The sequence below is a fragment of the Streptomyces luteogriseus genome, assembly GCF_014205055.1.
GTDB classification, from domain to species: Bacteria; Actinomycetota; Actinomycetes; order Streptomycetales; family Streptomycetaceae; genus Streptomyces; species Streptomyces luteogriseus.
Genome location: NZ_JACHMS010000001.1, coordinates 5,057,004 through 5,070,313 on the forward strand (window position 1 = coordinate 5,057,004; position 13,310 = coordinate 5,070,313).

The window sequence follows — 13,310 nt, forward strand, 5'->3', positions numbered from 1 at the left end:
ACAACAGGCCCGTGCGCCGCACCGCGACGGGCCCGGACCGGGAGCGCCACACAGCATGAGCACGCAGGACCCATCCCCGCCGGACGCCCGTACGCCGGACCGGCTGACGCACATCGACGAGGCGGGCGCCGCCCGTATGGTCGACGTGTCGGAGAAGGACGTGACCGCGCGCACCGCGCGCGCCAGCGGACGCGTCCTCGTCTCGCCCCGCGTGATCGAGCTGCTGCGCGGCGAGGGTGTCCCCAAGGGTGACGCCCTCGCGACCGCGCGGATCGCCGGGATCATGGGCGCCAAACGCACCCCCGACCTGATCCCGCTCTGCCACCCGTTGTCGGTGTCCGGTGTGAAACTGGACCTGTCGGTCGCGGACGACGCCGTGGAGATCCTTGCCACCGTCAAGACGACGGACCGCACGGGTGTCGAGATGGAGGCCCTCACCGCGGTCTCCGTCGCCGCGCTCACCGTGATCGACATGGTCAAGGCGGTCGACAAGGGAGCGGTCATCACGGACGTACGGGTGGAGGAGAAGACAGGCGGCAAGTCGGGCGACTGGAGCCGGGCATGACCTACCGCGCTCTCGTCGTCACGGCCTCGAACCGGGCCGCCGCCGGGATCTACGAGGACAAGGGCGGCCCGATGATCTCCGACGCCCTGAAGCGCTTCGGTTTCGAGGTCGAAGGCCCCCAGGTCGTCCCCGACGGCGACCCCGTGGAGGCGGCCCTGCGCGCCGGGGTCGACGCCGGCTACGACGTCATCGTCACCACCGGCGGCACGGGCATCTCCCCCACCGACCGCACCCCCGAGGCGACCCGCCGGGTGATCGACCACGAGGTGCCGGGCATCGCCGAGGCCATCCGGGCGTTCGGCCGGGAGAAGGTGCCGACCGCGGCGCTCTCCCGGGGCCTGGCCGGAGTGGCGGGCGGCACGCTGATCGTCAATCTGCCCGGCTCCAGCGGCGGCGTGAAGGACGGCCTCGCCGTCCTGGAGCCGCTGCTCGTGCACGCGGTAGAGCAGCTCCGGGGCGGCGACCACCCCAGACCCGGCAGCGGGGGTGCGAGCTGAACAGCCCTTCCTGGCCCGTGGAGCTGGTGGACGGCGACATCGTCCTCCGGCCGATAAAGCTGCGCGACCAGCGGGCGTGGCGCGAGGTCAACCGGCGCAACCGCGACTGGCTGCGCCCCTGGGAGGCGACCATCCCGCCGCCCACGCCCGGCGGGCCGATGACCCACCGCCCGACCTTCCGCCAGATGGTCCGCCATCTGAGGTCGGAGGCGAACGCGGGCCGGATGCTGCCCTTCGTCATCGAGTACCAGGGGCGGCTGGTCGGGCAGTTGACGGTCGCCGGCATCACCTGGGGCTCGATGTGCTCGGGTCACGTCGGCTACTGGGTCGACGAGTCGGTGGCGGGACGCGGCGTCATGCCGACGGCGGTGGCGCTCGTCACGGACCACTGTTTCCGCACGGTCGGACTGCACCGCATCGAGGTCTGCATTCGCCCGGAGAACGGGCCCAGCCGCCGGGTCGTGGAAAAACTCGGATTCCGCGAGGAGGGGCTGCGGCCGCGCTATCTCCACATCGACGGGGCCTGGCGCGACCATCTCGTCTTCGCCCTCACGGCGGAAGAGGTCCCGGACGGGTTGCTCAGACGCTGGCACCGGGCACGATCGCAGAGTAATCCGGGAATGCGGCACCACCCCGGAAATTGAATAAGTGTTCGAAATTGATCGGCCGGTGACCGTCTCAGGGCAATGAATTCCCGGCCTGCGCGGTCTGCTGATCGCATCGGTCACAAGAAAAGTTCGAAATATCAGCCAGATCGTGCGACACACCGGCTCAATTGGCAGATGGCCTCACGCAAACCCCTCTACCGTGTGAGGCGTGAGCAGCAGCGGCCTCATCTACGCAGTCATTGTCGGGGCCTGGGCCGCCTACTTGGTGCCGATGTGGCTCCGTAGGCAGGACGAGCTGAACGAGGCCCGTCCGACGGAACGCTTCAGCACCGCCATCCGGCTTCTGTCCGGAAAGGCGGCCATGGAGCGCCGTTACGCCAAGGACCTGCAGGCGCGCTCCACCGAGGAGGGGGAGCAGGACGCCGACGACCTGGACGCCGTCACCGACTCGGTGGACGTCCGGGCCTTCGCCGTGTCCAAGACCCGCCGGCAGACCCAGGCGCCCGTCCCGTCGCCCGCCCCCGAGCCCCAGGCCCGGCCGGCGGCCCCCGAACCCCCCGCCCGCCAGTCGCCCGCACCGAACGCGGCGGCATCCGGGCGCCCCCGGGAACGGGTGCCCGCCGCCCGGCGCAACGCCTCGGCGCAGGCGAACGAGGCGGCCGCGGCACGAGCCCGGCGCTCGAAGGTGCTCGCACGCCGCCGGCGCACCACCACCATGCTGTTCCTCGCCTTCACCCTCGGCGCGATCGTCGCAGCGGTCGGCGGACTCGCGTTCCTCTGGGCCCCCGGCGTGCCCGCGGTCATGCTCAGCGTCTACATCGCCTACCTGCGCTCCCAGGAGCGCCGCCGCTTCGCCTACCAGATGGACCGCCGCATGGCCGAGGCCGCGGCCCAGCGTCTGCGGGAGCGCCAGCGCCAGCCGCGCCGGCGCGCCCTGGCCGCCGAGGAGAACGACGAACCGGAGGAGGGACCCGAGCCGGTGACCGACCCCGGCCTGTCGGCCCTCGCCGCCGACCGGCGTGCCCTCGTCGAGCAGACCGACCACGCGGAGTGGGTCGACCAGCAGCGCGAACGGCAGCGTCGGCCCGGGCAGGGCGGTGACAGCTGGGACCCGGTGCCGGTGCCGCTGCCGACGTATGTGACGGCCCCGGTCGCCCCGCGGGCCACCAGCGACGTGGACCTCGGCGCTCCCGACACCTGGAGCGCGGCCCGGTCGAGCACGGTCACCCCGAACGCGGAGAACGAGCCCGCCGTGGATCACCACCCGGGCGAGCCGGACCCCTCCGGCCCGGACACGGACGACGGCGACGGGCGCACCGACGCGCGCCGGGCGGCCTCCGCCCGACGGGCCCGGGAGCGCGGCCGCACCCCGCTTTTCGACCAGTACGAGGACGGGGAGCGCCCCCGGGCCGCGAACGAGTAGTCCCGCGAAGCCGCAGGTGACCGCCCCTCGGGAACGGATTTCCAAGCAGGCCGATCGGGGTGCTAAAGTTTCACTCGTTGCAAGGGCCTGTGGCGCAGTCCGGTAGCGCACCTCGTTCGCATCGAGGGGGCCAGGGGTTCAAATCCCCTCAGGTCCACGCAGCTCAGAGCCCCGGTCGGGATCCCCGACCGGGGCTCTGACGTGTGTTCAGCACCACATGTCTCAGAGGCCCTTCGCGAAGCAGCGGCTCGCGTCGTGGAAGCGGTAGTAGCCGAACTTGGCGCACGGCTCGTAGCCGCTGGACGTGTACAGGGCTATGGCCTCCGGCTGCTTGGTGCCGGTCTCCAGGACCATGCGGATGCGGCCCGCCGCGCGGGCGTCCTCCTCCAGGGCGGCCAGGATGCGGCGGGCGAGGCCCCGGCCGCGCATACCGTCGATCACGTACATGCGCTTGAGCTCGGCGTCGCCGTCGACGTTGCCCTCGCCGTTGTCGTCCTGGGCGCGCCAGCCGCCCGAGGCGACGGGGGTGCCGTCCTCGTCGTACGCGATCAGGTAGATGCCGTTCGGCGGGTCGAAATCCGCGGCGGCCATGGGCGTGGCGTCGCCGTCGTCGCCGTAGCGGACGGCGTACTCGGCCTGGACCTGGTCGTTCAGCTTCATGGCGTCGGGGTGGTCGAAGGAGACCCGGCGTATCTGCATGGCCGCTACCGTATTCGATCCGGAACTGGACCTCGTCCAGTGTGCCGGTATCGTGCCGGGGTGCTCACTGTGACCTCTGTGAATGTGAACGGGCTGCGTGCCGCCGCGAAGAAGGGCTTCGTGGAGTGGCTCGCTCGGACCGAAGCCGATGTGCTGTGCCTTCAGGAGGTGCGGGCCGAGCCGGAGCAGCTGCCGGAGCACGTCCGCGCGCCCGAGGGGTGGCACGTGGTGCACGCGCCGGCCGCCGCCAAGGGGCGGGCCGGGGTGTCCCTGTACAGCCGCCGCGAGCCCGACCGGGTGCAGATCGGCTTCGGGTCGGAAGAGTTCGACGGCAGCGGACGGTACGTGGAGGCCGACCTGCCAGGGGTCACCGTCGCCTCCCTCTACCTGCCCTCCGGCGAGGTCGGCACCGAGCGGCAGGACGAGAAGGAACGCTTCATGGATGAGTTCCTCGCCTACCTCAAGGAGTTGCGGCAGCGGGCCGCCGCCGAGGGGCGCGAGGTGCTCGTCTGCGGTGACTGGAACATCGCCCACCAGCGGGCCGACCTGAAGAACTGGCGCGGGAACCAGAAGAGCTCCGGGTTTTTGCCGGAGGAGCGGGAGTGGCTCGGGCGGGTCCTCGCCCCGGCCGACGGCGGCTACGTCGACGTCGTCCGCGCGCTCCACCCGGACACCGAGGGGCCGTACTCGTGGTGGTCGTATCGGGGGCGTGCCTTCGACAATGACACGGGATGGAGGATCGACTACCACGTAGCGACCCCTGGGCTCGCCGAGCGGGCGGTCAAGGGGTTCGTGGAGCGGGCCGCCACGCATGCCGAGCGGTGGTCCGACCATGCGCCCGTGACCGTCGTCTACGAGCGTTAGGTCCACCGCCTGCTAAGGCCTGCGCATCCTCCGGTCCAACGCCAGCGACAGTTCCGCTTCCACCACGCTGCGGGCCAGGGGGCGCAGGCGGGGGAGGTCTTCGGGGCCGGCGTGGTCGAGGACCAGTTCGGTGAAGAGTTCGGCCAGGGCGTCGGCGTGGGTGCGGACCTGTTTGGCCGCGGCGAGGACCGCGGCGAGGGGGATGCCCTCGCGGACCAGGGCCGAGGAGACGTCCAGGAGGCGGCGGCTGACGTGGACGATCTCCTCGCCGTCGGTGCCGAGGTAGCCGAGGTCCATCGCGGCGGCGAGGTTCTCCGGGGTGGCCTCGCCCGCGAAGTGGTCGGCGAGCTCCTCGGGGGTGAGGTGGACCGGCTCCTCCTCGGTGGGGCCGCCGACGCCGAGCAGGTCGCCGACGTCGCGGCCGTGGTCGAAGGCCTCCGCCAGTTCCGCGATGCCGCTGAGGGTGTGGCCGCGCTCCAGCAGGGCCGTGATCGTGCGCAGCCGGGCCAGGTGGTGGTCGTCGTACCAGGCGATGCGGCCCTCGCGGCGGGGTGGCGGGATCAGTTTGCGTTCGCGGTAGAAGCGCAGGGTGCGCACCGTGATCCCGGCGAGGCGGGCCAGCTCTTCCATGCGGTATTCACGCTTCTCGGCCACCTGGGCACCTTAAGGCGTACCAGGGGTAACTTTCCTGGCCCCGCCCCCTACCCATCGGTACGTCGTTGTCCTACGCTCCCATTGCGCCAGTGTTCACTGGCACGGTTCTCGTGGTGTGGAGGTGTCGGCATGGGCGAGCGCGAACACGAGCATGTGCGGGTCGCGGTGGTCGGGTCCGGGTTCGGCGGGCTGGGGGCCGCCGTGCGGCTGCGCCGCGAGGGCGTCACCGACTTCGTCGTCCTGGAGCGGGCGAGCAGTGTCGGCGGCACCTGGCGGGACAACAGCTACCCGGGGTGTGCCTGTGACGTGCCGTCCCACCTGTACTCATTCTCCTTCGCGCCCAACCCCGACTGGCCGCGCACCTTCTCGGGGCAGGAGCACATCCGCGCCTATCTGGAGCACGTGACGGACGTGTTCCGGCTGCGGCCGCACATCCGCTTCGACTCGGAGGTGAAGCGGATGGCCTGGGACGGCGAGCGGCTGTGCTGGGACATCGAGACCAGCAGCGGGAGCATTTCGGCGGACCTCGTCGTGTCGGCGACCGGCCCGCTGTCCGACCCGAAGGTGCCGGACATCCCCGGCCTGGAGTCCTTCCCGGGCAAGGTGTTCCACTCCGCCCGCTGGGACCACGACGCCGACCTGCGCGGCAAGCGCGTCGCCATGGTGGGCACCGGCGCCTCGGCCATCCAGATCGTGCCGTCCATCCAGCCCGACGTCTCCCGGCTCACGCTCTTCCAGCGCACCCCGCCGTGGGTGATGCCGCGCATCGACCGGGCCATCAGCGGCGCCGAGCGGTGGGTCCACCGGCAGCTGCCCTTCACCTCGCAGGTCAGGCGCGGACTGCTGTGGGGCATCCGGGAGTTGCAGGTCCAGGCGTTCACCAAGCGCCCGAACGAGCTCGGCTTCGTCGAGCAGCTGGCCCGGCGCAACATGGCCCGCTCCATCAAGGACCCGGCCCTGCGGGCGAAGCTCACCCCGGACTACCGCATCGGCTGCAAGAGGATCCTGCTGTCCAGCGCCTACTACCCGGCGCTCGCGCAGCCGAACGTGGACGTCGTCGCCAGCGGCCTCGCCGAGGTGCGCGGCTCGACCCTGGTCGCCGCCGACGGCAGCGAGGCCGAGGTCGACGCGATCGTCTTCGGCACCGGCTTCCACGTCACCGACATGCCCATCGCCGACCGGGTGGTGGGCGCCGACGGGCGGACACTCGCCGAGACCTGGAAGGGCGGCATGGAGGCCCTGCGCGGCGCCTCGGCAGCCGGCTTCCCCAACTGGATGACGGTGATCGGGCCCAACACCGGCCTCGGGAACTCCTCGATGATCCTCATGATCGAGTCCCAGCTGAACTACCTCGCCGACTACGTCCGTCAGCTCGACGTCCTCGGCGGCCGGGTCGCCCTGGACGCCCGCCCGGACGCCGTGCGCGCCTGGAACCACCGGGTGCAGGAGCGCATGAAGCGCACCGTGTGGAACACCGGCGGCTGCACCAGCTGGTACCTCGACGCGAGCGGCCGCAACACCACCATCTGGCCCGGTACGACCGCCGAGTTCCGGCGGGCGACCCGGCGGGTGGACCTCGCCGAGTACGACGTCCTGCGGGCGCCCGCGACGAAGAAGACCGCCACCGCGGAGAAGGCGGGGGTGGACGCGTGAGCCGCCTCCTGCACGTCGACTCCGGCCCCTACGCCCCGCCCGCCCCGGCGCGTGAACTGACCGCCGTCTCCGCCGACGGCGCCCGGCTGCACGTCGAGGTGCACGGGCCCGAGAGCGCGCCCCCGGTCGTCCTCGCCCACGGCTGGACCTGCTCCACCGCCTTCTGGGCGGCGCAGATCCGCGACCTGGCGGCCGACCACCGGGTCATCGCCTACGACCAGCGCGGCCACGGACGCAGCCCCGCGAACCCCACGTGCAGCGCCGACGCGCTCGCCGACGACCTGGAAGCCGTCCTCGAGGCCACCCTCGCACCCGGCGAACAGGCCGTGATCGCCGGGCACTCCATGGGCGGGATGACCGTGATGGCGGCCTCCGCCAGAGCCGCCTTCCGGGCGCACGCTGCCGCCGTCCTGCTGTGCAGCACGGGCAGTTCGCAGCTGGTCGCGGCCTCCACCGTCGTGCCCATGCGGGCCGGGCGGGTACGGACCTGGCTGACCCGGCGGATCCTCGGCTCCCGCGCCCCGCTGGGGCCGGTCACACCGCTGGCCCGCCGGATCCTCAAGTACGGCACGATGGGCCCCGGTTCGGCCCCGGACATGATCGAGGCCTGCGCCCGGATCGTGCACGCCTGCCCCCGCACGGTCCGCCACTCCTGGTCGCAGGTGCTGGATCTGCTCGACCTCGACCACGGCGTGCGGGAACTGGACGTGCCCACGGCCGTGATCGTCGGTACGGCGGACCGGCTGACCCCGCCGGCCCAGGCCCGGGCCCTGGCCGCGGCGCTGCCGCGGTGCACCGGGATCGCCGAACTGCCCGGCATCGGCCACATGACGCCCGTCGAGGCGCCCGAACTGGTCACCGGCACCATCCGGGACCTCGTCCACGCACACATCCAGGTCGTATCCGAGGAGAGCGCATGAGCAGGGTGAGCCTCGAAGGCAAGGTCGCCGTCGTGACCGGGGCGGCGCGCGGCGTCGGGGAGTTGCTGGCCCGCAAGCTCTCCGCGCGGGGCGTGAAGGTGGCGCTGGTCGGCCTGGAACCGGACGCGCTCAAGCAGGTCTCCGCGCGGCTGCACAGCGACAGCGACCACTGGCACGCCGACGTCACCGACCACGAGGCGATGGCCCGCGTCGCGGGCGAGGTCGAGGAGCGCTTCGGCCGGGTCGACATCGTCGTCGCCAACGCCGGTGTCGCCACCGGCGGTCCGTTCGCCGACTCCGACCCGGAGTCCTGGCGGCGGGTCATCGAGGTCAACCTGATCGGCTCGGCGGTGACCGGCCGCGCCTTCCTGCCACTGCTGACGGCGAGCCGGGGCTATCTGCTGCAGATCGCCTCCCTCGCCGCGATCACCCCGGCGCCGATGATGAGCGCTTACTGCGCGTCCAAGTCGGGCGTGGAGGCGTACGCGCACAGTCTGCGGGCCGAGGTCGGGCACCGGGGCGTGAAGGTGGGTGTCGGGTACCTGTCGTGGACCGACACCGACATGGTGCGCGGGGCCGACCAGGACGACGTCATGCGGGAGTTGAGGCAGCGGCTGCCCTGGCCGTCCAACAAGACGTATCCGCTGGGGCCGGCCGTGGACCGGCTGGTGGAGGGGATCGAGCGCCGGTCGAGCCATGTGTACGGGCAGTGGTGGCTGCGCGGCATGCAGGGCGTGCGCGGCTATCTGCCCGGGGTCATCGGGACGGTCGGCCAGCGCGAGATGCGGCGGTTCGCGGACCGGCTGACGGGCATGCGCACGGGCCTGGTCGGGGCCGGTGGGGCGGCCGACGAGCAGCAGCGGACCACGCTGCGTGAGTGATCGACATGCGCAGCGTCACGGCCCGTGTGAATCTGATCGAGCCAGATCCCCTCACCCCCAACGGGAGTGAACCCACATGGGTATGAAGGACCAGTTCCAGGAGAAGTCCGAGCAGTGGCAGAACCAGGCTCGCCAGAAGGCGGACCAGGCTCGCGAGCAGGTGCAGGGCCGCGGTCGCCGGCGCGACGAGGACATGGACCCCTCGCAGCCGCAGCGCGACCGTGAGCGCTCCGAGCCGCAGCGCGACCGTGAGCGTGAGCGTGACCAGGAGGACCGCTTCGACCAGGACTACGACGCCTGACGTTGCGTGCCGAAGGGAAGGGGCTCCCCCGAGCGGGGCGCCCCTTTCCCTTGCGCGGCACAGGCGTTCACGTCCTGGGCGGCAGCTTCGGGCGGGAGCGGTCCGGCACGTCGCTGTAGGTCGGCGGTGTCGCGGGCGGGTTGCTCTCCAGCAGCCCGAGTGCCAGCTCCACCGCGTCGGTCAGCTGGGCGTGCCGCCCCTCCGCCCAGTCCAGCGGGGTGCGCAGGACGTCGATGTCGGGGGCGACGCCCCTGTTCTCCACCGACCAGCCGTACGCGTCGAACCAGGCCGCGTTCATCGGCACCGTGATCACCGTGCCGTCGCCGAGCTCGTGACGGCCGGTCATGCCGACCACGCCGCCCCAGGTGCGCTGCCCCACGACCGGGCCGAGCTTGAGCAGCTTGAACGCGGCGGTGATCATGTCGCCGTCGGAGGAGGTCGCCTCGTCCGCCAGGGCCACGACCGGGCCCCGCGGCGCGTTGGACGTGTACGACACCGGCTGGGCGTCCCGGGTCAGGTCCCAGCCCAGGATCGTCCGGCTCAGCGTCTCGATGACCAGCTCGCTGATGTGGCCGCCGGCGTTGCCGCGCACGTCCACGATCAGTGCCGGGCGGGACACCTCCATGCGCAGGTCGCGGTTGAACTGGGCCCAGCCCGAACCGCCCATGTCCGGGATGTGCAGATAGCCGCAGCGTCCGCCGCTCAACTCACGCACCACGACGCGGCGTTTGGCCACCCAGTCCTGGTAGCGCAGCGGCCGCTCGTCGACGAGCGGGACGACGGCGACCCGCCGGGGAGGCCCCCCGGCCTCCACCGAACCCTCGACCGGGCTCGCTTCCGGGCTCGCTGCCGGGTTCGCGGCCGGGCTCGCGGCCGGGCCCTCTGCCGGGTTCGCGACCGGGCCCTCTGCCGGGCCCTCTGCCGGGTTCGCGGCCATGCTCTCCGCCAAGCCCACGGCCGACTTCCCCGCCGAGCCTCCCGCCGGATCGAACGTCAGCTCCACCGTCGTGCCGCCCGCGCCGGCCAGCAGCGGATACGGGCCCGCGTCCGGATCCACCGGGCGGCCGTCCACGTGGGTGAGGACCGCGCCCTCCCGGATGCCCGTGCCGGCCAGCGGGGAGCGGGCCTTGGAGTCGGAGGAGTCGCCGAGCAGGATCCGCTTGACCGCCCAGCCGCCGTCCCGGCGTACGAAGTTGGCGCCCAGCAGGCCCTGCCGGCGCTGGTAGTGCGGTGGGCCCTCGTTGCGCCGGGCGGCGGTGACGTAGGCGTGTGACGTGCCCAGTTCGCCGAGCACCTCGCGGAGCAGATCGGCGAACTCGTCGGGGGAGGCGACCCGTTCGACCAGCGGGCGGTACTGGTCCAGCACCCCGTCCCAGTCGATGCCGCACATGCCCGGATCCCAGAAGTAGGCACGGATCAGCCGGCCGGCCTCCTCGTAGGCCTGCCGCCACTCCGCCGCCGGGTCGACGGTGTGCAGGATGCGGCGTGCGTCGATCCACACGGTGGAGTCGCTGTCGCCCGGCTCGTTGGCCGGGACCGCACGCAGCTCGCCCTCGTCGACGATCACCAGTCGGCTGCCGTCGCCGCTGACCGCGAACCAGTCGAGGTGCTGGGCGAGTTCGGTCTTCCTGGCCTTGGTGATGCCGAAGTGCTCCAGGGTCGGCCGGCCGCTGGTGTCGTCCGGGTTGGCGAAGGTCTCGCCGAGGGCGCCCGAGATCGGCCAGCGCAGCCACACCAGCCCGCCGCCCGCGACCGGGTGCAGCGCCGAGTACTTGGACGCGGCCACCGGGAACGGCGTGACGCGGCTCTCCAGCCCCTCGACCTCGACGGTCACGGCCCCGTTGTCGCCGTTGTCGTCGTCCTCGACCGGGTCCAGGCCTCCGGCGGCCGGGCGGCCCTCGGGGTTCACCGCGAACGGGGAGGGCGTCGCGGAGGACAGCGGTACGAGGTAGGGGCGGCAGCCCAGCGGGAAGGACAGGTCGCCGGTGTGCACGTCGTAGACGGGGTCGAAGCCGCGCCAGGACAGGAAGGCGAGGTAGCGGCCGTCGCGGGTGAAGACCGGGTTCTCGTCCTCGAAGCGGCCGTTGGTGACGTCGACGATCAGCCGCTCGGCGTCCGCCGTTCCGGCGAGCCGGGCCATCTTGATCTGCCGCAGGCTCCGTCCGATGCCCGGGTGAGACCAGGTGAGCCACGCCCCGTCCGGGGAGAACGCGAGGTCGCGCACGGGCCCGTTGACCGACCGGATCAGCTCGGTGACCTCGCCGCCGGAGTCCTCGGTGACGTCGACGAGGAGGAGCCGCCCGTCGTGCGAGGCGACCGCCAGCCGCTCGCCGTCGGGGTCCGAGACCAGCTCGCGCACCCGGCCCAGCGCACCGGAGGCCAGCCGCCTGGGCGCACGGTTGCCGCTCGCCCGGGGCAGGGAGGCGATCTCGACGGCGTCCTCGCCCTCGGCGTCCGTCACGTACGCCACCCGCCCGCTCCCGCCGAGCATCTCCGGCATCCGCACCCGGACGCCCGGGGTGTCGGTGAGGGTGCGGGCCGGGCCGTCGCGGTGGGTCAGCCAGTACAGGCTGCCGCGCACGACGACGGCGCTGGCCCGCCCTGTCTCGTCGACCGAGAGCCCGTCGACGTGCCGGGACGCGGCCACCTGGTAGGGGCGCCGCCCCGCCCGCGACCCGCTCAGCCGTACGTCCAGCCGGCGCGGCACGGAGTCCGGGGACAGGTCGTCGACGATCCACAGGTCGCCCGCGCACTGGTACACGACCCGGGTGCCGTCGCTCGCGGCGTGCCGGGCGTAGAAGGCGTCGTGGTCGGTGTGCCGGCGCAGGCCGGAGCCGTCGTGGGCGCAGGAGTAGAGGTTGGCGACGCCCTCGTGGTCGGAGAGGAACGCGATGCGGTCGCCGACGAACATGGGGGAGTGCAGATGGCCGCCGAGGCCCTCCAGCAGCCGTTCGCCGTGCAGCCACAGCCTGCCCATGGCACCGCCGCGGTAGCGCTTCCAGGAGGCCGGTTCGTGCGGCGGGGTGCCGGTGAGGAGGAGGGACTTGCGCTCTCCGGCCACGTCGGCGACCTGGATGTCGGAGACCGGCCCCCAGGGCAGTTTGCGGCCCGGGTCGCCGGCCGGGGCGACCTTGTAGGCCCAGGTGAAGTAGGAGAACGGCTCGCCGTGCGAGGCCACGGCCAGGATCTCGCCGTCCGGGGTCCAGCCGCAGACCCGGGTGTCGGCGCTGCCCCAGTGGCTCACCTGGCGGCCCGGGCCGCCGTCCACCGGCACGACATGGACCTCGGGCACCAGGCTGCGCCAGCTCGTGTACGCGAGGTGGCGGCCGTCGGGCGAGAAGCGCGGGTGGCCCAGTTTGGTGCGGTCGACGGTGAGCCGCCAGGCCCGGCCGGGGGCGTCGAGCGGGGCGAGCCAGAGGTCGTCCTCGGCCACGAAGCACAACAGGTCGTCATGGACGTGCGGCAGGCGCAGATAGGTCACGTCCTCATGCTTTGCCGGAGGACGGAACGGGGCAACTCAAGGCAAATGACCGGTCGTGAGCCAGCACACGTACGAAACGGTTTCGTTTTCATGAGAGGGTGCGCTACATTCGTGACGTACGAAACGGTGTCGTTCGGAGGAGGCAGGTGAGAGAGATGGCTGAGGTCGCCACCGCGCGTCGCAGTCGGATCACCCCCGAGCGTGAGGCCGAGCTCTACGCGGCCGTGCTCGACCTGCTCCGCGAAGTCGGCTACGACGCCCTCACCATGGACGCCGTGGCCGCGCGCACCCGGTCCAGCAAGGCCACCCTCTACCGCCAGTGGGGCGGCAAGGCCCAGCTGGTCGTCAAGGCGCTGCGCCACAACAAGCCGGTGAAGAACCTCGACGAGATCGACACCGGCTCGCTGCGCGGCGACTTCCACGCCCTCTTGGCGCGTGCGGACGACACCGAGATGGAGCAGAGCGGCGCGCTGATGCGAGGCCTGGCCACGGCGATACACGCCAACCCGGACCTCCACAGCGAGTTCCGGAGCCAGATCATCGAGCCGGAGATCGCGGACTCGCGCCGTGTACTCCAGCGTGCCGTGGACCGGGGTGAGATCCGCGCGGACTGCCCCGCGCTGGACTTCGTGGTGCACATGATGCTCGGCGCCTTCGTCACCTGCGCGCTTGTCGACGAGCGGCCACCGACGGTGGCCTTCCTCACCTCGTACATCGACGCCGTGGTCCTCCCCGCCCTCGGCGTGCCCACCGAGTAGTCCCCC

Annotated in this window: 13 protein-coding genes and 1 tRNA gene; 11 read left to right on the forward strand and 3 right to left on the reverse strand. The window is 72.2% G+C overall.

Going from position 1 to position 13,310, the window contains the following annotated elements:
* The first annotated feature begins 55 nt into the window (after positions 1 to 55).
* The 5 genes from moaC (at position 56) to BJ965_RS22480 (ending at position 3,250) form a co-directional block, all read left to right on the forward strand.
* Complete coding sequence (gene moaC, locus BJ965_RS22460; protein WP_030845003.1) at positions 56 to 565, forward strand: cyclic pyranopterin monophosphate synthase MoaC; 510 nt, start codon at positions 56 to 58, stop codon at positions 563 to 565.
* A complete protein-coding gene (locus BJ965_RS22465) occupies positions 562 to 1,062 on the forward strand; it encodes a MogA/MoaB family molybdenum cofactor biosynthesis protein (RefSeq protein ID WP_184910309.1) in 501 nt (166 codons plus the stop codon). The genes moaC and BJ965_RS22465 overlap by 4 nt, the downstream gene beginning before the upstream one ends.
* Positions 1,059 to 1,706, forward strand: a complete 648-nt coding sequence (locus BJ965_RS22470) for a GNAT family N-acetyltransferase (RefSeq protein ID WP_031108727.1) — start codon at positions 1,059 to 1,061, stop codon at positions 1,704 to 1,706. The genes BJ965_RS22465 and BJ965_RS22470 overlap by 4 nt, the downstream gene beginning before the upstream one ends.
* Positions 1,707 to 1,878: 172 nt before the next feature.
* Positions 1,879 to 3,093, forward strand: coding sequence for a divisome protein SepX/GlpR (gene sepX, locus BJ965_RS22475; protein ID WP_184910310.1), 1,215 nt, complete (start codon positions 1,879 to 1,881; stop codon positions 3,091 to 3,093).
* 83 nt (positions 3,094 to 3,176) lie between these two features.
* A tRNA-Ala gene (locus tag BJ965_RS22480) sits at positions 3,177 to 3,250 on the forward strand.
* Positions 3,251 to 3,315: 65 nt separating this feature from the next.
* On the opposite strand, the gene BJ965_RS22485 is transcribed toward BJ965_RS22480, so the two are convergent.
* Positions 3,316 to 3,792, reverse strand: coding sequence for a GNAT family N-acetyltransferase (locus tag BJ965_RS22485; protein WP_184910311.1), 477 nt, complete (start codon positions 3,790 to 3,792; stop codon positions 3,316 to 3,318).
* 60 nt (positions 3,793 to 3,852) lie between these two features.
* On the opposite strand from BJ965_RS22485, the gene BJ965_RS22490 reads away from it, so the two are divergent.
* Entirely contained in the window at positions 3,853 to 4,656 is an 804-nt protein-coding gene (locus BJ965_RS22490) for an exodeoxyribonuclease III (RefSeq protein ID WP_184910312.1), read from the forward strand.
* A gap of 12 nt (positions 4,657 to 4,668) precedes the next feature.
* Here the strand turns inward: BJ965_RS22490 and BJ965_RS22495 are convergent, their stop codons facing one another.
* Positions 4,669 to 5,286: a MerR family transcriptional regulator gene (locus tag BJ965_RS22495; RefSeq protein ID WP_184917458.1), complete on the reverse strand. Its 618-nt coding sequence runs from the start codon at positions 5,284 to 5,286 to the stop codon at positions 4,669 to 4,671.
* Between the two features lie 153 nt (positions 5,287 to 5,439).
* Between BJ965_RS22495 and BJ965_RS22500 the strand changes: the two genes are divergently transcribed.
* The 4 genes from BJ965_RS22500 to BJ965_RS22515 all read left to right on the forward strand — a co-directional run bounded on the left by BJ965_RS22500 (position 5,440) and on the right by BJ965_RS22515 (position 9,065).
* A complete protein-coding gene (locus BJ965_RS22500) occupies positions 5,440 to 6,963 on the forward strand; it encodes a flavin-containing monooxygenase (RefSeq protein ID WP_184910313.1) in 1,524 nt (507 codons plus the stop codon).
* Positions 6,960 to 7,883 carry an alpha/beta fold hydrolase gene (locus BJ965_RS22505; protein ID WP_184910314.1) on the forward strand — a complete coding sequence of 308 codons (924 nt, stop codon included), beginning with the start codon at positions 6,960 to 6,962 and terminating at the stop codon, positions 7,881 to 7,883. The genes BJ965_RS22500 and BJ965_RS22505 overlap by 4 nt, the downstream gene beginning before the upstream one ends.
* The gene (locus BJ965_RS22510; protein ID WP_184910315.1) at positions 7,880 to 8,764 is read left to right on the forward strand and encodes an SDR family oxidoreductase; all 885 of its coding nucleotides are present in this window, start codon (positions 7,880 to 7,882) and stop codon (positions 8,762 to 8,764) included. The genes BJ965_RS22505 and BJ965_RS22510 overlap by 4 nt, the downstream gene beginning before the upstream one ends.
* A gap of 76 nt (positions 8,765 to 8,840) precedes the next feature.
* Complete coding sequence (locus BJ965_RS22515; RefSeq protein WP_030844982.1) at positions 8,841 to 9,065, forward strand: hypothetical protein; 225 nt, start codon at positions 8,841 to 8,843, stop codon at positions 9,063 to 9,065.
* A gap of 67 nt (positions 9,066 to 9,132) precedes the next feature.
* Here BJ965_RS22515 and BJ965_RS22525 read toward each other — a convergent pair whose 3' ends face one another.
* A complete protein-coding gene (locus tag BJ965_RS22525) occupies positions 9,133 to 12,546 on the reverse strand; it encodes a S41 family peptidase (protein WP_313666984.1) in 3,414 nt (1,137 codons plus the stop codon).
* 155 nt (positions 12,547 to 12,701) lie between these two features.
* Between BJ965_RS22525 and BJ965_RS22530 the strand changes: the two genes are divergently transcribed.
* Positions 12,702 to 13,304: a TetR/AcrR family transcriptional regulator gene (locus BJ965_RS22530; RefSeq protein WP_030844978.1), complete on the forward strand. Its 603-nt coding sequence runs from the start codon at positions 12,702 to 12,704 to the stop codon at positions 13,302 to 13,304.
* Positions 13,305 to 13,310: the final 6 nt, after the last annotated feature.

What these genes read in the sequence shown, in the direction of transcription:
- BJ965_RS22515 (WP_030844982.1), top strand. Translation starts at nt 8,841, where the DNA reads ATGGGTATGAAGGACCAGTTCCAGGAGAAGTCCGAGCAGTGGCAGAAC.
- moaC (WP_030845003.1), top strand. Translation starts at nt 56, where the DNA reads ATGAGCACGCAGGACCCATCCCCGCCGGACGCCCGTACGCCGGACCGG.
- BJ965_RS22485 (WP_184910311.1), bottom strand. Translation starts at nt 3,792, where the DNA reads ATGCAGATACGCCGGGTCTCCTTCGACCACCCCGACGCCATGAAGCTG.
- BJ965_RS22500 (WP_184910313.1), top strand. Translation starts at nt 5,440, where the DNA reads ATGGGCGAGCGCGAACACGAGCATGTGCGGGTCGCGGTGGTCGGGTCC.
- BJ965_RS22465 (WP_184910309.1), top strand. Translation starts at nt 562, where the DNA reads ATGACCTACCGCGCTCTCGTCGTCACGGCCTCGAACCGGGCCGCCGCC.
- BJ965_RS22510 (WP_184910315.1), top strand. Translation starts at nt 7,880, where the DNA reads ATGAGCAGGGTGAGCCTCGAAGGCAAGGTCGCCGTCGTGACCGGGGCG.
- BJ965_RS22530 (WP_030844978.1), top strand. Translation starts at nt 12,702, where the DNA reads ATGGCTGAGGTCGCCACCGCGCGTCGCAGTCGGATCACCCCCGAGCGT.
- BJ965_RS22495 (WP_184917458.1), bottom strand. Translation starts at nt 5,286, where the DNA reads ATGGAAGAGCTGGCCCGCCTCGCCGGGATCACGGTGCGCACCCTGCGC.